Source organism: Pseudomonas sp. Pseusp11, assembly GCF_047304405.1.
GTDB lineage: Bacteria > Pseudomonadota > Gammaproteobacteria > Pseudomonadales > Pseudomonadaceae > Aquipseudomonas.
Genome location: NZ_JBGLZF010000004.1, coordinates 38,639 through 57,436 on the forward strand (window position 1 = coordinate 38,639; position 18,798 = coordinate 57,436).

Sequence of the window (18,798 nt, forward strand, 5' to 3'; positions counted from 1 at the left end):
AGTTGCTCACTATGCTCAAACGCCTTGCCTGGCTGGCGCTCTGTGTCTGCGCCCCGCTATCCGCCGCGCCCCACATCGACAATCAACGTTTGCAGCAACTGGCCAACGACCCCTTCTGGATTTCGCTGGGTCATTACGAAACCGCCAAGCTCGGTGGCTGGCGCAGCTATGTCAGCGACAAAAAATTCTTTCTCGCCTCCGACGGCAACGAACACCCCGACCGCGAACTGGCGGCGACCGTACAGGCGCTGTATGCCCCGACCAGTGCCGGCGAGCAGCATGCGCAATGCGTCTATCCGGCCCGTACTCGCTGGCTCAAGGCGCAACTTGACCTGACGGATCTGCCGTCGCTGGACTGTGCTGAATTCAAGCAATGGTTCAAGGACGTTTCGCCCCACAGTGCGGTGATGATTTTCCCGGCCGCCTACCTGAACAGCCCGTCGTCGATGTTCGGCCATACCTTGCTGCGCATCGATCAGGCCGATGTGCAGCGCGACAAGACCTCGCTGCTGAGTTACGCGATCAACTTCGGCGCCTACATCGAAGGGTCGGACAACAGCATTTTGTACGCGTGGAAAGGCCTGATGGGTGGTTATCCGGGGCTGTTTGCACTGGTGCCCTATCAGGAAAAACTCTCGGAATACCGTAGCCTCGAAAACCGCGACCTATGGGAATACCGCTTGAACCTGACCCAGCAGGAAACCGAGCGCATGGTCGAGCATGTCTGGGAGCTCAAGCAGATCCAGTTCGACTACTTCTTCTTCGATGAAAACTGCTCCTATCGCCTGCTTGAGCTGCTGCAGGTGGCGCGGCCGGGCCTGAAGCTGACCGATCAGTTCCCATTGACCGCCATTCCCACCGACACCGTCAAAGCGGTGAAACAGGCCGGGCTGGTGGAGTCGATCGAATATCGCCCGTCCCGCGAGCGTGAACTGCTGAGCCGCGCGCAGCCGTTGACCGATGAAGAGCAGCAGTGGGTGCTGAAAGTCAGCGCCGATCAGAAGCAATTGCAGGAACCGGCGTTCAAGGCGCAACCGCGCGAGCGTCAGGCGCTGATCATCGATGCGGCCTATCGTCTGGAGCGTTATCGGGCCAACGGTCAGGAACGTGACCCGCAACGGGCTCAGCGCAGTTTCGAATTGCTGCGCGCGATCAATCAAAACCCGCCTCCGGAACTGGACATTACGCGACCTGGCTTGCCTGAGGATGGCCACGAGTCCCGCACCTGGCAGGCTGGCATCGGCACCCGGGGTGACAAAGCCTTCGGCGAATATGGCCTGCGCATGGCCTACCACGACCTCAACGACAACGCCGAAAGCTTCCCCCTTGGCGCGCAGATCGAAATCCTGCAGATGAAGCTGCGCCAATACGAAGGCAATCACTGGCAGTTGCAGCAACTGGACCTGGCGACCATCCGCTCCCTGACCCCGCGCAACGCGCTGTTGCAGCCGCTGTCGTGGCAAGTCACCGGCGGCCTGGAGCGTGTGCCGGGCAAGCATGATGACGAAACCCTGGTCAGTCATGTCAACGGTGGTGGCGGCGGAACCTGGCAACTGAGCGACGACATCCTCGGGTTCGCCTTGGGCACCGTGCGCGTGGAGCACAACAACGACTTCGCGGGCTTCATTGCCCCGGCGGCAGGCTTCAACAGTGGCCTGCTGTGGAAAAACCCGTTGGGTAATTTCAGCCTGGAAGCCAAGGGCGATTACTTCACCAATGGCGAAGTGCGCCGGAGCATGAGCCTGAATCAGCAGTGGGAGTTGTCGCGTAACCTCGGTTTGCGCCTGAGTGCCCAACGCGAATTCAGCCACCTGGCATCACCTGAAAACGAAGTGATGCTTGAAGTGAAGTGGTATCACTATTGATCTTTTGACCTTTCTTTCACTCCCATCCGACAAATCCGCTTCTAGACTTCCCCTATAGGCCGTTGAACGGCCCTGGAGTCCGAGATGTGGCGTTGCGTGGGAGTGTTGGGGTTATTGGTCCTGATCACAGGGTGTCAGTCGACCCACGAGGATCTGATCGCCAGGGGTTATCCGCCGGCGTTCGCCGATGGCTTCGATGACGGTTGCAGCAGCGGTCGACAAGCCGCCGGGGCGATTACCGGTGAATTTCGCAAAAACGTCCCGCGCTACCTCAAGGACAAGCAATACGCCGAAGGCTGGACCGATGGCTTCCGTCAGTGCCAGGCCATGCGCGAAAACGAGGATCGAAACGAGTACAGGGAACGCCATTGGGACGAGCGCGAACGGGCCTGGCAACAGCAGAAAGACCGGGACGCCGCGCGAGCCTATCGCTCGCAATAAGTCGTTTACAGACATTCGTCGAAACTTAAAGCCTGCGACCATGGCCCAAACCCTATAACGGGAGAAAAGCATGAGTCGCGCCTTCGTCAATGAAGATAACGCCGCCGCACAAGCCGACCTGCCAGTCGAACGACAGGTTAGCGCGCAGCCCAATTACGTCACGCCCGCCGGGCTCATGCAGCTTCAGGCGAAAGTCGCCGCGCTGCAAAGCCTGCTCGACGAGGAAAGCGCCAAAGGTGACCTGGCCGACAAGCAGCGCCAGGCTGACCTCGATCGCGACTGGCGCTACTTCAAGCAGCGCCTGCAAAGCGCACAGGTGGTCGCACAAGCCTCCTCGACCGACAAAGTGCAGATTGGCAATTGGGTGACCTTTGCCGACGAGCACGATCATGAACAGCGCGTGCAATTGGTCGGAGAAGACCAGGCGGATGCCGCCCATGGGCTGATCAATTGGAGTTCGCCGCTGGGACGGGCGTTGCTGGGCGCGCACAAGGGCGATGAAGTGCTGTGGAAGCGGCCGGCGGGGGATTTGGTGATTGAGGTGCTGGCCATAGAGATCGGGTGATCTTCAGGCCGCCACGATCTTGCTGAACGCCCATAAAAAAACGGAGCCCCGAAAGGCTCCGTTTTTTTATGCGACCAACCTGAAATCAGGCCAGTTTCTTGTGCCGTACGCGGTGCGGCTGGGAGGCCGCTTCGCCGAGGCGTTTCTTGCGATCGGCTTCGTACTCGGTGTAGTTGCCTTCGAAGAACACCGCTTGCGAGTCGTCTTCGTACGCCAGGATGTGCGTCGCGACGCGGTCAAGGAACCACCGATCGTGAGAGATCACAATGGCGGCGCCCGGGAAGTCCAGCAAGGCTTCTTCCAGGGAACGCAGGGTTTCAACGTCGAGGTCGTTGGACGGTTCGTCGAGCAGCAGGACGTTGCCGCCCTCTTTCAGGGTCAGGGCCAGGTGCAAGCGACCACGCTCACCGCCGGACAGGTCCTTGACGAACTTCTGCTGATCGCCACCCTTGAAGTTGAAACGACCGACGTAGGTACGCGACGGGATCTCGTAGCTGCCGATGCGAATCTGGTCGGAACCGTCGGAGATCTGCTGGAACACAGTCTTGCTGCCATCCAGGTCTTCACGGCTCTGATCGACGCACGCCAGTTGCACGGTTTCGCCGACTTCGATGCTGCCCGAATCCGGCGTTTCCTTGCCCATCAGCATGCGGAACAGGGTCGATTTACCGGCACCGTTACCGCCGATCACGCCAACGATGGCGCCTTTAGGCATGGAGAACGACAGGTTGTCGATCAACACGCGATCGCCGTAGCCCTTGGTGACGTTCTTGAATTCGATGACCTTGTCGCCCAGGCGTGGACCGGCCGGGATGTAGATCTCGTTGGTTTCGCTGCGCTTCTGGAATTCCTGCGATTGCATTTCTTCAAAGCGTTGCAGACGAGCCTTGGACTTGGACTGGCGGGCCTTGGCGCCTTTGCGAACCCACTCCAGTTCTTCCTTCATGGCCTTTTCGTGAGCCGATTGCTGCTTGGATTCGGCCGCCAGACGATCGGACTTGGCTTCGAGCCAACCCGAATAGTTGCCCTCGTACGGGATACCGGCGCCGCGGTCGAGTTCGAGGATCCAGCCGGCAACGTTGTCCAGGAAGTAACGGTCGTGCGTGATCGCAACCACGGTGCCCGGGAAATCGTGCAGGAAGTGCTCCAGCCAGGCGACGGAGTCGGCGTCCAGGTGGTTGGTTGGTTCGTCGAGCAGCAGCATGTCCGGGGCGGACAGCAGCAGGCGGCACAGGGCCACACGCCGCTTTTCACCACCGGAAAGATGTTCAACCCTGGCATCCCAGGCCGGCAGACGCAGCGCATCGGCAGCGACTTCCAGTTGGCGATCCAGGTTGTGGCCATCGCTGGCCTGCAGGATGGCTTCAAGTTTGGCTTGCTCTGCAGCCAGCTTGTCGAAGTCGGCATCCGGATCGGCGTAGGCCGCGTAGACCTCGTCCAGACGCGCCTGGGCGTCCTTGATCACGCTGACCGCTTCCTCGACCACTTCACGCACGGTCTTGGTCGGGTCCAGGATCGGTTCTTGCGGCAGGTAGCCGATGTTCAGGTCCGGCATCGGACGGGCTTCGCCGTCGAACTCGGTGTCGACGCCTGCCATGATTTTCAGCAGCGTGGACTTACCCGAACCGTTGAGGCCGAGGACGCCGATTTTGGCGCCGGGGAAGAACGACAGCGAAATGTTTTTCAGGATTTCCCGCTTCGGCGGAACAACTTTGCCCAGCCGATGCATGGTGAAGACGTATTGAGCCATGGAGAACCTAGGGTCAGTGACTGATGAATGATTGGAGCGCAGGCGATGCCCGGCCAGGCCATGCGCGTCGTTCGTTTGATGGGTATCAAGGCGGCGCGCTGAAAAAACCTAGGAGCTGGAACGCTCCCGCGTAACCGGCAAAGCTACCTCATTGACAGAAGGCAGTCCAGCCGAGCGGGGCTGGCACTTCGCCACAACTCAAGGCATGCTAGCCGCCCTTCGGGCGTCCGGCTTATAGTGCACGCCGCGCCAGTCCAGCCAAACCGCAGGATTACAGTTTGTCCAATGTCACTCCGCCACCGTCCGCGAGCGTGCTCAACCCTGGGCTCGGCTCGCCCCTGCGCGGAAGCTTGAAGGGCGCGCTGGCGACTCTCGTGCTGTTGCTGCTCGCTCTGCTGTTCTGGCAGTTGCTGGATCAGCTGCGCGAAACCCAGAAAAACCAGCGCCAGTACACCATCGACTACACCGCCGATCTGGCTTCTCAAGTCAGCCTCAACATGGCGCTCAACGCCCAGATCGCCCTTAATCTGCTACCGATCGTCGAACAACCGCAAAGCGCCGACGAACAGCAGGCATTGCTGCGCAAACTGCAACAGTCGCTGCCCGACCTGCGCAGCCTGGCGCTGCTCAGCCCTTCCGGGAAAGTCCTGAGTGACAGCGCCGTCGACAGCCAGGACGCCAACTACCTGAGCGAACTGGTCCAGCGCAGCCGCGCCCAGGCCCACTATTTCAGCAATGCCGATGACGGCTCGGTGGTGCACCTGCTCCTGCATCAGGCCAGCGGCAGCACTCGCGGCTACTGGGCCCTGCGCCTGACACCGACATTTTTCTCTTCATTGACCAAACAGGGCGACGCCGGCATTCGCCCCCTGTGGCTGGTGGAAAACCGCATCAATCATCAGATCATCAGTCGCGATGACGCCCTGGCTTCAGCCAAACCCGCGGTGCTGACACCCGACGAACTGACCAACAGCGTGTTGACCGTCCCCCTTAGCAGCAGCGACTGGCAACTGCGCGGACTGTTCGACCGGCAACGGGTGATCGAACAACTGCTGCCGGCATTCATCGGCAAATGCCTTCTGGGCCTGGCCTTCTCACTGTTACCGTTCATCGCTTTGCTGAACATTCGTCGCCGCCAACGCCAACTGCATGAAGGCCGCCGACGCTATCAGGACATCTTCGAAGGCACCGGCGTTGCCCTGTGCGTGCTGGACCTGTCCGGGCTCAAAAGTTTTTTCGACAAAGAGCAACTCACCAGCAGCGAGCAGCTGAGAACCTGGCTCGAGATACCGGAGCAACGCCAGCAACTGTTGCAGGAACTGCGCATCACCGAAGTCAACCAGGTCGCCCTGCAACTGCTCAACGTCAATTCCTGCGATCAGGCCTGGAAACTACTGATCAACGGCTGCCCACTGGACTGCACGGCCATCGGTAATCAAGTGCTCGAAGCGGTGCTCCACCAGCAGAAACAGCTTGAGCTGGAAATCAAGCTTCAGGACGCCAATGGCCGCGACCAGCACTTGTGGCTCGTGCTGCGCCTGCCGGAAGATCAGCCCGACTATAGAGCGGTGATCCTGAGCATCAGCGACATCACCAGCCGCAAACTCATTGAGCTTTCGCTGCTGGAGCGCGAAGGATTCTGGTCCGATGTGGTGCGTACCGTGCCGGATCACCTGTATGTGCAAGACGTGATCAGCCAGCGGATGATCTTCAGCAACCATCACCTTGGGCAGACGCTGGGTTACAACCGCACCGAGCTGCACCAGATGGGCGAGTACTTCTGGGAAATCCTCTTGCACCCGGAAGATGCCGACTACTACCACCGCTCTCGCCAGTCTCAGCGTCAGGCGGGTTATACCCAATTGCTGCAGTGCCAGCTGCGCTTCCGTCATCGCGATGGCAAATGGCGGCGTTTCGATATTCGCGAACAGGCCCTGGCGCGGGACAAGCACGATCAGGTCACGCGCATCATCGGCGTGGCCAAGGACATCACCGAGCAGATCGAAGCCAGTGAATCCCTGCGCGACAGCGAGCAGCGCTACCGGATGCTCGCCGAAAGTATCAGCGACGTGATTTTCTCCACTGACAGCAAGATGGCGCTCAATTACGTCAGCCCTTCGGTACAAGCGGTGCTGGGCTTCGACGCCGACTGGATATTCCAGAACGGCTGGCAATCGACCATCGCCAACCCGCAACAACTGAGCGGCATCTACAGCCTGATGGACCGGGTCAGCAAAGCGCTGGATAAACCCGATCAACTGACACTGCTGCGCAGTCAGGTGCAGACCCAACTGTTTTTGTTCGACTGCCTGCGGGCCGATGGACGCAAGATCCCTATCGAGTTGCGTCTGGTGTTGGTCTGGGACGAACACGGCGCCTTCGAAGGTGTGCTCGGGGTCGGTCGCGACATCAGCCAGCAACGCCGGGCCGAGAAAGACCTGCGCATGGCGGCCACGGTATTCGAGCACTCGACCTCGGCGATTCTGATCACTGACCCGGCCGGCTACATCGTCCAGGCCAACGAGGCCTTCAGTCGAGTCAGCGGCTATGCGGTGTCCCAGGTGCTCGATCAGTTGCCGAACATGCTCACCGTCGACGAGCAGCAGGAAACTCATCTGCGCTACGTGCTCAAGCAATTGCATCAGCACAGCACCTGGGAAGGCGAAGTCTGGCTCAAGCGTCGCAACGGCGAGCACTACCCGGCCTGGGTCGGGATTACGGCGGTGCTCGACGACGAAGGCGATCTGGCCAGTTATGTGTGTTTCTTCAGCGACATCAGCGAACGCAAGGCCAGTGAGCAACGGATTCACCGCCTCGCCTATTACGACGCCCTGACCCACCTGCCCAACCGCACGCTGTTCCAGGATCGCCTGCACACCGCGCTGCAGTCGGCCGAACGGCAGAAGTCCTGGGTGGTGCTGATGTTCCTCGACCTGGACCGCTTCAAGCCGATCAACGACTCCCTGGGTCATGCCGCCGGCGACCGCATGCTCAAGGAAATGGCCACGCGCCTGCTCGGCTGCGTCGACGATGACGACACAGTGGCGCGCATGGGCGGCGATGAGTTCACGCTGCTGCTGCAACCGCGGGTCAACCGCGAGATCGCGCTGAACCGGGCCATTCACGTGGCCGAACAGATCCTCGCCAGCCTGGTGAAACCGTTCGTGCTCGAAGGCCGCGAGTTCTTCGTCACCGCCAGTATCGGCATCGCCCTGAGTCCTCAGGACGGTAGCGAACTCAGTCAGCTGATGAAGAACGCCGACACCGCGATGTACCACGCCAAGGAGCGCGGCAAGAACAACTTCCAGTTCTATCAGGCCGACATGAACGCCAGCGCCCTGGAGCGTCTGGAGCTGGAAAGCGACTTGCGCCACGCCCTGGAACAAAACGAATTCGTGCTGTACTACCAGCCGCAATTCAGCGGCGACGGCAAACGCCTGACCGGCGCCGAAGCCCTGCTGCGCTGGCGCCATCCGCGCCGCGGCCTGGTGCCGCCGGGAGATTTCATTCCGGTGCTCGAAGAGCTCGGGCTGGTGGTGGATGTCGGCGACTGGGTGATCGGTGAGGCCTGTCGTCAACTCAAGACCTGGCACCAGGCCAAGGTGCGGGTGCCGAAGGTCTCGGTGAATATTTCGGCCCGGCAGTTCTCCGACGGGCAGCTCGGCACACGGATCGCCACCATCCTCAGGGAAACCGGCCTGCCGCCGGCGTGCCTGGAGCTGGAGCTGACCGAAAGTATCCTGATGCGCGAAGTCAGCGAGGCGATGCAGATCCTCGCCGGACTGAAAAACCTCGGCCTGAGCATTGCGGTCGACGACTTCGGCACCGGTTATTCATCGCTCAACTACCTCAAGCAATTCCCGATCGATGTGCTGAAAATCGACCGCACCTTCGTTGATGGCCTGCCGTCGGGTGAACAGGATGCGCAGATTGCCCGGGCGATCATCGCCATGGCCCACAGCCTCAATCTGGCGGTAATCGCCGAGGGCGTAGAAACCCACGAACAGCTCGACTTCCTGCGCGAGCACGGTTGCGATGAGGTTCAGGGCTACCTGTTCGGCCGCCCGATGCCGGCCAGCCGGTTCGAAGCGCAGTTCAGCAATGATGCGTTGTTCATGTTCGACTGAAGAGGAACTTCTGTGGCGAGGGAGCTTGCTCCCGTTGGGTCGCGAAGCGGCCCCAAAACCTGCGCTGACATTTCTTCAGACAAACCGCATTCGCGCAAACTACGACTGCTTCGCAGCCGAACGGGGCGATGCGGCGTTCCGACAAGCCCCCTCACCACAGACGCCACAAATCCTGCGCATGAACACCACTTGTCTGCGACATGATGTCCTTTCATATGCCATCTAAAACCCATTGGGTTAGAATGCCTCCCTTTTCTGCCCCGATCCTTGAGGACCGCCATGTTCAGCCGTGATTTGACTATTGCCAAGTTCGACGCCGATCTTTTTGCCGCCATGGAGCAAGAAGCTCAGCGCCAGGAAGAACACATTGAGCTGATCGCTTCGGAAAACTACACCAGCCCTGCGGTGATGGAAGCTCAAGGCTCGGTACTGACCAACAAGTACGCCGAAGGCTACCCGGGCAAGCGCTACTACGGTGGTTGCGAGTTCGTCGATATCGTCGAACAACTGGCCATCGACCGCGCCAAAGAGCTGTTCGGCGCCGATTACGCCAACGTTCAGCCGCACGCCGGTTCGCAAGCCAACAGCGCCGTTTACCTGGCCCTGCTGCAAGCGGGCGACACCATTCTGGGCATGAGCCTGGCTCACGGTGGTCACCTGACCCACGGTGCCAGCGTTTCTTCCTCCGGCAAGCTGTACAACGCCGTTCAGTACGGCATCGATGCCAATGGCCTGATCGACTACGACGAAGTCGAGCGTCTGGCCGTTGAGCACAAGCCGAAAATGATCGTGGCCGGTTTCTCTGCCTACTCGCAGGTTCTGGACTTCCCACGCTTCCGCGCTATCGCGGACAAGGTTGGTGCTTACCTGTTCGTCGACATGGCCCACGTGGCCGGTCTGGTCGCCGCTGGCGTCTACCCGAACCCGGTGCCTTTCGCTGACGTGGTGACCACCACCACCCACAAAACCCTGCGCGGTCCACGTGGCGGCCTGATCCTGGCTCGCGCCAACGCCGACATCGAGAAGAAGCTGAACTCCGCAGTATTCCCGGGTGCCCAGGGCGGCCCGCTGGAGCACGTGATCGCTGCCAAGGCGATCTGCTTCAAGGAAGCGCTGCAGCCTGAGTTCAAGGCCTACCAGCAACAAGTGGTGAAAAACGCCCAGGCCATGGCCGGCGTGTTCATCGAGCGCGGTTTCGACGTGGTGTCGGGCGGTACTCAGAACCACCTGTTCCTGCTGTCGCTGATCAAGCAGGAAATCTCCGGTAAAGACGCCGACGCCGCACTGGGCAAAGCGTTCATCACCGTGAACAAGAACTCGGTACCGAACGATCCACGCTCCCCGTTCGTCACCTCCGGCCTGCGTTTCGGTACCCCGGCTGTGACCACTCGCGGCTTCAAGGAAGCAGAGTGCAAAGAGCTGGCCGGCTGGATCTGCGACATCCTGGCTGACCTGAACAACGAGGCGGTGATCGATGCCGTTCGTGAGAAGGTCAAGGCCATCTGCAAGAAACTGCCGGTGTACGGCGCTTAATTGCCCCGCTAAACCGCAGCAATGAAAAAACCGGCCAGTGATGGCCGGTTTTTTTTCGTCCGCCATAAAGATCAATGGGGTTAGCACCACTGGTCAGACCGGTCATGCCAATTTTTAGATTTTCACTTGTAATCCCGAAAAAACTCAGCGTAGACTGCGCCTGCACTGGACATACCGGTAAGACCACAATAATTAAGTCCTGAATCTGATGCGCTTAGCGCACGGCAGCCAGGACACCGACCAGGATTCCTCCCATGCTCAGATGGTGCTCGCGTTCAATCTTCCTTCAAGTGGTTCTCGGACTGGTGCTCGGCATCGTCTGCGGGCTGACCCTTCCCGAATACTCCGCCCAACTCAAACCCCTTGGCGACGGCTTCATCAAACTGATCAAGATGCTTATTGGCCTGATCGTGTTTTGCGTGGTGGTTAGCGGCATCAGCGGTGCCGGTGACCTGAAGAAGGTCGGACGCATCGGCCTCAAATCGGTCATCTACTTCGAAATACTGACCACCATCGCGCTGGTGATCGGCCTGGTGTTCGCCTTCACGACCGGCATCGGCAGCGGCGCGAACATTCATCTTGAGCAGCTCTCCGCCGCCGACATGGGCGACATCGCCCAGCGCGGTCAGCACATGCACACCACCACGCAGTTCCTGATGGAACTGATTCCGACGTCGGTGATCGGCGCCTTCGCCGACAACAACATCCTGCAAGTCCTGCTGTTTTCGGTGCTGTTCGGCAGCGCGCTGAACCTGGTGGGTGAAGCGGCGTCGGGTATTTCCCGGCTGATCAACGAGCTGAGCCATGTGATCTTCCGCATCATGGGCATGATTGTGCGCCTGGCGCCGATCGGCGTCTTCGGCGCCATCGCCTTCACCACCAGTAAATATGGCCTGGACTCGCTGCAACACTTGGGCAGCCTGGTCGGCCTGTTTTACCTGACTTGCGCGGCATTCGTGACGCTGATTCTCGGCCTGGTGATGCGCCTCTCGGGTCTGCGGATGTGGCCGCTGCTCAAGTACCTGCGCGAAGAACTGCTGATCGTCATGGGCACCGCTTCTTCCGACGCCGTGCTGCCACAAATCATGCGCAAGCTTGAGCATCTGGGCATCGGCAGCTCCACGGTCGGGCTGGTGATTCCAACCGGGTATTCGTTCAACCTTGATGGTTTTTCGATCTACCTGACCCTGGCCATTGTATTCATCGCCAATGCCACCGGCACGCCGCTGGCCATGACTGACCTGCTGACGATTTTGCTGGTGTCACTGATCACCTCCAAAGGTGCCCACGGGATTCCCGGCTCGGCGCTGGTGATTCTCGCCGCCACCCTGACAGCGATCCCGGCAATTCCGGTGGTGGGCCTGGTGCTGGTGCTGGCGGTGGACTGGTTCATGGGCATCGGCCGGGCGCTGACCAATTTGATTGGTAACTGCGTCGCCACGGTGGCCATCGCTCGCTGGGAAAAGGACATCGATATCCAACGGGCAAACAAAGTGCTTTCCGGCCAAGTGGGATATACCTTCCAGCCGAGAAAACCGGTGGTCCCGGCGCATCAGCAGGAATTTTAAACAACATGTGCCTGCCCATGGGCGGGCACATTTATCGCGACTTGGAGCGAACAGTGATTACCTCGTCAACCGTCGTAAATTCAGTGGTAGAAAAACTTCGGGCCGCGCTGGCCCGCGGTCAGTGGCGTTCCGGCGACATGCTGCCGGGCCAGCGTGAACTGGCCGAACAACTGGGCATCAGCCGCCCAAGCCTGCGCGAAGCGGTGATCGTGCTGGAAACCCTCGGGCTGGTGCGCTCGATGCCGGGCAAAGGCGTGGTGGTGCTGGAGGCCAATCTCAGCGACAGCCAAAGCCACGACAGCGCGGTCGCCGGGGCCAGCCTGGAAGACGTGCTGCAACTGCGCTACACCCTCGAACCGTTCATCGTCGGCCTGGTGGCACAGTCCATCAGCAGCAAGGAAGTCGGGCAACTGCGCCTGACCCTGATGGACATGCGCGAAGCCCTGGAAGCCAACGACAGCGAGGCCGGTGTGAACGCCTACATCGCGTTCCACGAAGAGTTGTTCACCCTGACCTCGAATCCGATTTTCCAGAGCGTGGTGCAGCAGACCAGCAACGCCCTCAAGCAAAGCGCCGACGTGCTGCGCAATTCTCCCGAGCACTTGGCTGAGCGCCTTGAAGAAAGCGAAGCCATGGTACGAGCGATCCGCAGCAAAAACAGCGCCCAGGCCAGCGCCGAAATGCGTCGGCACATCCTTCGGGAAGGTCAACGGATGGGCATCGAATTGAATATCCCGGACGACCACCTCGGCAATTGACCCCCTCTTCGAACTGGAGACAGGCCATGAACAGCTTCGCCTCACCACAAACGCTTGTTGCCCTGCCCTTTCGCCCGCCGGTGGATGATCTCTATTCGCGAATCTTCGACGCCATTCTAGAACAGCGCATCAATGCGGCCAGTCGCTTTACCGAAGAAAGCCTGGCGCAGATGTTCAGTGCCAGGCGCAGTGACATTCGTGGTGTGCTGACGCAGTTGTCCCATCAGCAGATCATCATCCTGCGGACTAATCATCGCCCCCGGGTCGCCGATCCCGATGCCGAACAGACCCGTCAGACGCTTCATGCTCGCCGTTTGACCGAAGTCACGCTGGCTCGACTGGCCTGCCAGCAACCTCGCCCACAGGACCTGAAACGCCTGCGCGCCTTGATCGACAGCGAACGCCAATGCACGTCGCGTGGTCCGGCCATTCGATTGTCTGGGGAGTTTCATCTGCAACTGGCCGAAATGGCGGGGAACGCACCGTTGGCGCATTTTCTCGGGAGTCTGGTGCCGCTGACTTCGCTGGCGATTGCGCAGTTTGATGCGCAGGCGGAGGGTTATTGCACGTGGCAGGCGCACGAAGGCATTTTGAATGCGGTTGAGTGCGGGGATGTGGCAATGGTAGTGATGTTGATGACCCGGCATCTGGATCATTTGGAAGAGACATTACTGAACTCAGAACCGGTATCTAGCCGAAATCGTGTTGCCGGTTAGATCGCCTTCGCGGGCAAGCCTCGCTCCTACAGTTTTGATCATCTGTAGAAGCGAGGCTTGCCCGCGAAGACGTCATCATCGACGAACACAGTTTCAATCCGCCGCAACCCGCGCAAACCCCTCGCGAATCTTCTCTTCCGGCAACTCATCGGCAATGAACACGATCACGCTTTCCCGCGTCTCGTCGTCCGCCCACTCCGTATCCCAATCGAAGCCGTACAGTTTCAGCACGCCCTGGAACACCATGCGCCGCGGCTCACCAAGGATGTTCAAAACGCCTTTGTAGCGCAGCAATTGCTTGCCGTGGTCTTCCAGCAGTTCGTTCATGAACTCGCTGAGCTTGTCGATATCCAGCGGCTTGTCGGTACGCAGCACCAGGCTGGAAATGCGATCGATGGAGGGCGCCTTGCTCACCGGGCGCAAACTCACGCCACCACCGAGGTCGGCATTGAGGTTGAAGCCACGCACATCGAGCAATTCGGCCAGATCAATCTTGCCGTGGTCGACCACACGAATCGGTGCGCGACGGTTGATACGGGTCAGGCGCTCGCTGAGGGCAGTGAAGCTCGGCTCATCCACCAGATCGCGTTTGCTCACCAGCAAGCGGTCGGCAAAACCGATCTGCGCCTGGGCGATGGTCTGGGTCAGGTGCAGGTCGGCATGAGCCGCGTCCACCAGGGTGATGATGCCGTCGAGGATGTAGCGTTCGCGCAGCTCTTCATCGATAAAAAAGGTTTGCGCCACCGGGGCCGGGTCGGCCAGACCGGTGCATTCGATCACCAGGCGGTCAAAGGCGATTTCGCCACTGTCCAGGCGCTCCAGTAGCAGGTACAGCGCTTTGGTCAAATCGGTGTGGATGGTGCAGCAGACGCAGCCGTTGGACAGCGTCATCACTTGCACAGGCTCGTCGCCCAACAGTTGGGTGTCGATGCCGGCGTCACTGAACTCGTTTTCGATCACGGCGATTTTCAGGCCGTGCTCGGCTTTGAGCAGGTGGCGCAACAAAGTGGTTTTACCAGCGCCGAGGAAGCCGCTGAGGATCGTGACAGGGATTGGCGCTAACAAAATAAGATCTCCCGGACGCAAAAAAACTGTAGGAGCCAGGGTTGCCGGCGAAAGCATCTTGAAGATCGCCTTCGCCAGCAAGCCGTGCTCCTACAGTGGTGTATTGCCTAAACCGCGTACATCAACAGCACTTCGGTCCACCCTTGCCGCCGTAACGAGCCTCCTGACGTTCGCGAAAGAACGCCTCGTAGCTCATCACCGGTTTGTCCGGGTGTTTGGTTTGCATATGCTCGACGTAGTTGTCGTAGTCGGGCATGCCGACCATCAGGCGCGCGGCCTGACCGAGGTATTTACCGAGGCGACTCAGGTCATTGAACATGGTGCAATCCTCAGGTTACGCATCCGGCTGAGCCTGGAATGGTGATTCTTTATCCGTGCGTTCTTTGGTGCCCCAGGCGGCAATGCCGACCTTGAGCGCGTAGAAGAGGATGCTGAACACCACGAACAGGAACAGCGCAGTCAGCGTTGCATTGGTATAGGCGTTGTAGATCACATGCTGCATCTGCTCGATGCTCTTGGCCGGCGCGAAGATCTGGCCGCTGGCCAACGCGTCGCTGTACTTCTTCGCCAGCGACAGGAAGCCGATCGCCGGGTTGGCGTCGAACAGCTTGATGAAGCCTGCGGTGGTGGTGCAGATCAGCAACCAAACGGCTGGCAGCATGGTGACCCAGATGTAGCGTTGGCGTTTCATTTTGATCAATACAACGGTTGCCAGCATCAGCGCGATACCAGCCAGCATCTGGTTGGAGATACCGAACAGCGGCCACAAGGTGTTGATGCCGCCCAATGGATCGATCACGCCTTGGTACAGCAGATAGCCCCACATCGCCACGCAACCAGCAGTGGCAATCAGGTTGGCGGTCCAGGACTCGGTGCGTCTCAGCGCCGGCACGAAGGAGCCGAGCAAGTCCTGCAGCATGAAACGTCCGGCACGGGTGCCGGCGTCGACCGCAGTGAGGATGAACAGCGCCTCAAACAGGATCGCGAAGTGGTACCAGAACGCCATGGTGTTTTCACCCGGCAGCACGCTGTGCAGGATCTGCGCGATACCCACCGCCAGCGTCGGCGCACCGCCGGCACGGGCCAGGACGGTGGTTTCACCGATGTCCTTGGCTACCGCTTGCAACGCTTCCGGCGTGATGGCAAAGCCCCAGTTGCTGACCGCTGTCGCTACCGCCACCACATCACCGCCGACGACCGCGGCCGGGCTGTTCATGGCGAAGTACACGCCCGGCTCGATCACCGAAGCGGCCACCATCGCCATGATCGCCACGAAGGACTCCATCAACATGCCGCCGTAACCGATGTAGCGAGCGTTGACTTCGTTATCCAGCAGCTTCGGCGTGGTGCCGGAGGAAATCAGCGCGTGGAAACCGGATACCGCACCACAAGCGATGGTGATGAACAGGAACGGGAACAGCCCGCCCTTCCACACCGGTCCGGTGCCGTCGATGAACTGGGTCAATGCCGGCATTTTCAGCTCGGGCATGGTGATCAGAATGCCGATCGCCAGCGCAACGATGGTGCCGATCTTCAGGAAGGTGGACAGGTAATCACGCGGCGCCAGAATCAGCCACACCGGCAACACGGCTGCCACGAAACCGTAGCCGATCAGCATCCAAGTGATTTGTACGCCTGTGAAGCTGAACGCCTTGGCCCACACCGGGTCCGCGGCAATCTGCCCGCCGAGCCAGATCGAACCGAGCAGCAACAGCACGCCGATCACCGAGATTTCACCGATGCGGCCCGGGCGGATGTAGCGCATGTAGATGCCCATGAACATCGCGATCGGGATGGTCGCCATCACGGTAAAGATGCCCCACGGGCTTTCGGCCAGGGCCTTGACCACGATCAGCGCCAGCACCGCGAGGATGATGATCATGATCAGGAAGCAGCCGAACAGCGCGATGGTCCCGGGGATGCGGCCCATTTCTTCACGGACCATGTCGCCCAGGGAACGGCCGTTGCGGCGGGTGGACATGAACAGGACCATGAAGTCCTGAACCGCACCGGCCAGCACCACGCCGGCAATCAGCCACAACGTGCCGGGCAGGTAGCCCATCTGCGCCGCCAACACCGGACCGACCAGCGGCCCCGCACCGGCGATGGCTGCGAAGTGGTGACCGAAAAGGATGTGTTTGTTGGTCGGCACGTAGTCCAGACCATCATTGTTGATTACGGCAGGTGTAGCCCGACGTGAATCGAGTTGCATCACCTTGTTAGCGATGAACAGGCTGTAGTAGCGGTATGCGACAAGATAGATAGCGACTGCTGCGACAACGATCCACAAGGCGTTGATCGCCTCGCCTCGGCGCAATGCCACTACGCCCAGGGCGCACGCTCCCAAGACTGCCAGCAGCAGCCAGGGTAAGTGGCGTAGCGGGCTATTATTATTTTTCATTTTATGATTCCAGCCAGAGTGGACAAGAAAGACAGCCATCCCGAGTTTAGCGCTACTGGCGGCAAAGACCATAGTTCGACATCAGTCTAGAGCCATCACTGTGCTGGCAGCCTTCGGCAATGCGGGTCTATAGTCAGCGAACCTTTACGAGGATTGCGCCATGAGCGAACAAACTGCCGATCGCCGCCGCTTCAGACGTATTGCGTTCGATGCTCGAACCGAGCTGAGCCAAGGGGAATTCACCTGGCCGGTGCGGCTGATTGACCTGTCGCTCAAGGGACTGCTGGTCGAGAAGCCTGAGCCATGGCTGGGTAATCGAGAATGGCATTTCCTGGTCGACATTCATCTCAACGATGACGTCGCCATCAAGATGGATGTGCAACTGACCCACGATGACCATGGCCAGCTCGGGTTCGTCTGCAAACACATCAGCCTGGAATCCATCGAGCGCCTGCGGCGGTTGATTGAGTTCAACCTGGGCGATCCCCGGGAACTAGAGCGCGAATTGGCTGCCCTGATCGAAGTCTGAAAGCCTCCCGCCTTCCATTGTGGGAGCGAGCCTGCTCGCTCCCACAGGGTTTGTGTCCCGTTTACGGTTTATTCGAACAGTGCGTCGAGGGCCTGTTCCAGGCGCGTCACGGCGATAATCTGCAACCCCGGCGGCGGCTCTTTCGGTGCATTGCCCTTGGGCACGATGGCGCGTTTGAAGCCGTGCTTGGCAGCTTCTTTCAAGCGCTCCTGGCCACTGGGTACCGGGCGTACTTCACCCGACAACCCGACTTCGCCAAACACCAGCAGATCGTGCGGCAGCGGCCGGTTGCGCAAACTGGACATGACCGCCGCCATCAGCGCCAGGTCGGAAGCGGTTTCCAGGACTTTCACGCCGCCGACCACGTTGAGGAACACGTCCTGATCGTGGGTCGGGATGCCGCCGTGGCGGTGCAAAACCGCCAACAACATGGCCAGGCGATTCTGATCCAGACCGAGCGTCACCCGGCGCGGGTTGGCCAGGTGGCTGTCGTCCACCAGCGCCTGGACTTCCACCAGCATCGGCCGGGTGCCTTCCCACGTGGCCATGACCACACTGCCCGGGACTTCTTCCTGAGCGCGTGTCAGGAAAATCGCCGAAGGGTTGGAGACTTCTTTCAGGCCTTTGTCGGTCATGCCGAACACGCCCAGTTCATTCACCGCGCCGAACCGGTTTTTCACCGCCCGCAGCAAACGCAGGCGCCCATCGGATTCGCCTTCGAAATACAGAACGGTGTCGACCATGTGCTCCAGCACTCGGGGGCCGGCCAGCGCACCTTCTTTAGTGACATGGCCCACGAGGAAAATCGCCGTGCCGCTTTGCTTGGCGTAACGCACCAGCAATGCTGCACTTTCGCGCACCTGGGAGACGCCCCCCGGTGCCGACTGCAGTTGCTCGGTGAAGATCGTCTGAATCGAGTCGATCACCATCACCTTGGGCTTTTCCTGCCGGGCGGTGGCAATGATGGTTTCAATGCAGGTTTCAGTCATCACCCGCAGTTGATCCTGAGGCAAGCCCAGCCGTCGGGCACGCATGGCCACTTGTTGCTGGGACTCTTCGCCGGTGACATACAGCGCCGGCATGCTCTTGGCGAGGTTGCACAAGGTTTGCAACAGAATCGTCGACTTGCCGATGCCGGGGTCACCACCGATCAACACCACCGAGCCATCCACCAGGCCGCCGCCCAAAACGCGATCGAGCTCGCTGGACGCCGTGGAGAACCGCGGAATTTCTTCGACGCTGACTTCAGCCAGGGTCTTGATCTGCGCCTGCTGGCCGGTCCAACCGGTACGACCGCTAGGGGCCGCGGCGCCGCCACTCTCCACCATGGTTTCGGTCAGCGTGTTCCAGGCCCCGCATTCGCCGCACTGGCCGGCCCACTTGGGGAAGGTTGAACCGCACTCGGTGCAGCCGTACATGCGCTTGGCCTTGGCCATCTGAACTCCCGGCAAAAACCGCGATGATAGCTCAGCTGACGCGG

The 18,798-nt window shown here is 60.1% G+C and carries 14 protein-coding genes; 9 read left to right on the top strand and 5 right to left on the bottom strand.

Going from position 1 to position 18,798, the window contains the following annotated elements:
- Positions 1-11: 11 nt before the first annotated feature.
- The 3 genes from ACCC96_RS04255 (at position 12) to ACCC96_RS04265 (ending at position 2,871) form a co-directional block, all read left to right on the top strand.
- Positions 12-1,865, top strand: coding sequence for a DUF4105 domain-containing protein (locus ACCC96_RS04255; protein WP_413695074.1), 1,854 nt, complete (start codon positions 12-14; stop codon positions 1,863-1,865).
- Between the two features lie 84 nt (positions 1,866-1,949).
- On the top strand, positions 1,950-2,306 hold the full coding sequence (locus tag ACCC96_RS04260; protein ID WP_413695075.1) for a hypothetical protein: 357 nt from the start codon (positions 1,950-1,952) through the stop codon (positions 2,304-2,306).
- A 70-nt stretch (positions 2,307-2,376) separates the two neighbouring features.
- Positions 2,377-2,871, top strand: coding sequence for a GreA/GreB family elongation factor (locus ACCC96_RS04265; protein ID WP_258671202.1), 495 nt, complete (start codon positions 2,377-2,379; stop codon positions 2,869-2,871).
- An 85-nt stretch (positions 2,872-2,956) separates the two neighbouring features.
- Here ACCC96_RS04265 and ettA read toward each other — a convergent pair whose 3' ends face one another.
- Complete coding sequence (gene ettA / locus ACCC96_RS04270) at positions 2,957-4,621, bottom strand: energy-dependent translational throttle protein EttA (RefSeq protein WP_007938460.1); 1,665 nt, start codon at positions 4,619-4,621, stop codon at positions 2,957-2,959.
- A 278-nt stretch (positions 4,622-4,899) separates the two neighbouring features.
- Between ettA and ACCC96_RS04275 the strand changes: the two genes are divergently transcribed.
- The 5 genes from ACCC96_RS04275 to ACCC96_RS04295 all read left to right on the top strand — a co-directional run bounded on the left by ACCC96_RS04275 (position 4,900) and on the right by ACCC96_RS04295 (position 13,323).
- Positions 4,900-8,748 carry an EAL domain-containing protein gene (locus ACCC96_RS04275; protein WP_413695076.1) on the top strand — a complete coding sequence of 1,283 codons (3,849 nt, stop codon included), beginning with the start codon at positions 4,900-4,902 and terminating at the stop codon, positions 8,746-8,748.
- Positions 8,749-9,027: 279 nt separating this feature from the next.
- Positions 9,028-10,281 (top strand): serine hydroxymethyltransferase, encoded by a 1,254-nt coding sequence (gene glyA, locus ACCC96_RS04280; protein WP_018925867.1) that lies wholly within the window; start codon positions 9,028-9,030, stop codon positions 10,279-10,281.
- Between the two features lie 254 nt (positions 10,282-10,535).
- The gene (locus ACCC96_RS04285; protein WP_413695077.1) at positions 10,536-11,849 is read left to right on the top strand and encodes a C4-dicarboxylate transporter DctA; all 1,314 of its coding nucleotides are present in this window, start codon (positions 10,536-10,538) and stop codon (positions 11,847-11,849) included.
- Positions 11,850-11,902: 53 nt separating this feature from the next.
- Complete coding sequence (locus ACCC96_RS04290; protein ID WP_019650949.1) at positions 11,903-12,607, top strand: FadR/GntR family transcriptional regulator; 705 nt, start codon at positions 11,903-11,905, stop codon at positions 12,605-12,607.
- Between the two features lie 26 nt (positions 12,608-12,633).
- Positions 12,634-13,323, top strand: a complete 690-nt coding sequence (locus ACCC96_RS04295) for a GntR family transcriptional regulator (RefSeq protein ID WP_413695078.1) — start codon at positions 12,634-12,636, stop codon at positions 13,321-13,323.
- Between the two features lie 93 nt (positions 13,324-13,416).
- Here the strand turns inward: ACCC96_RS04295 and yjiA are convergent, their stop codons facing one another.
- The 3 genes from yjiA to ACCC96_RS04310 all read right to left on the bottom strand — a co-directional run bounded on the left by yjiA (position 13,417) and on the right by ACCC96_RS04310 (position 16,789).
- Entirely contained in the window at positions 13,417-14,388 is a 972-nt protein-coding gene (gene yjiA / locus ACCC96_RS04300; protein WP_413695079.1) for a GTPase, read from the bottom strand.
- Between the two features lie 121 nt (positions 14,389-14,509).
- Entirely contained in the window at positions 14,510-14,707 is a 198-nt protein-coding gene (locus ACCC96_RS04305) for a YbdD/YjiX family protein (RefSeq protein ID WP_007937254.1), read from the bottom strand.
- Positions 14,708-14,722: 15 nt separating this feature from the next.
- Positions 14,723-16,789: a carbon starvation CstA family protein gene (locus ACCC96_RS04310; protein WP_413695080.1), complete on the bottom strand. Its 2,067-nt coding sequence runs from the start codon at positions 16,787-16,789 to the stop codon at positions 14,723-14,725.
- Between the two features lie 160 nt (positions 16,790-16,949).
- Between ACCC96_RS04310 and ACCC96_RS04315 the strand changes: the two genes are divergently transcribed.
- Positions 16,950-17,318, top strand: a complete 369-nt coding sequence (locus ACCC96_RS04315) for a PilZ domain-containing protein (RefSeq protein ID WP_413695081.1) — start codon at positions 16,950-16,952, stop codon at positions 17,316-17,318.
- A 68-nt stretch (positions 17,319-17,386) separates the two neighbouring features.
- Here ACCC96_RS04315 and radA read toward each other — a convergent pair whose 3' ends face one another.
- The gene (gene radA / locus ACCC96_RS04320; RefSeq protein ID WP_019581287.1) at positions 17,387-18,754 is read right to left on the bottom strand and encodes a DNA repair protein RadA; all 1,368 of its coding nucleotides are present in this window, start codon (positions 18,752-18,754) and stop codon (positions 17,387-17,389) included.
- Positions 18,755-18,798: the final 44 nt, after the last annotated feature.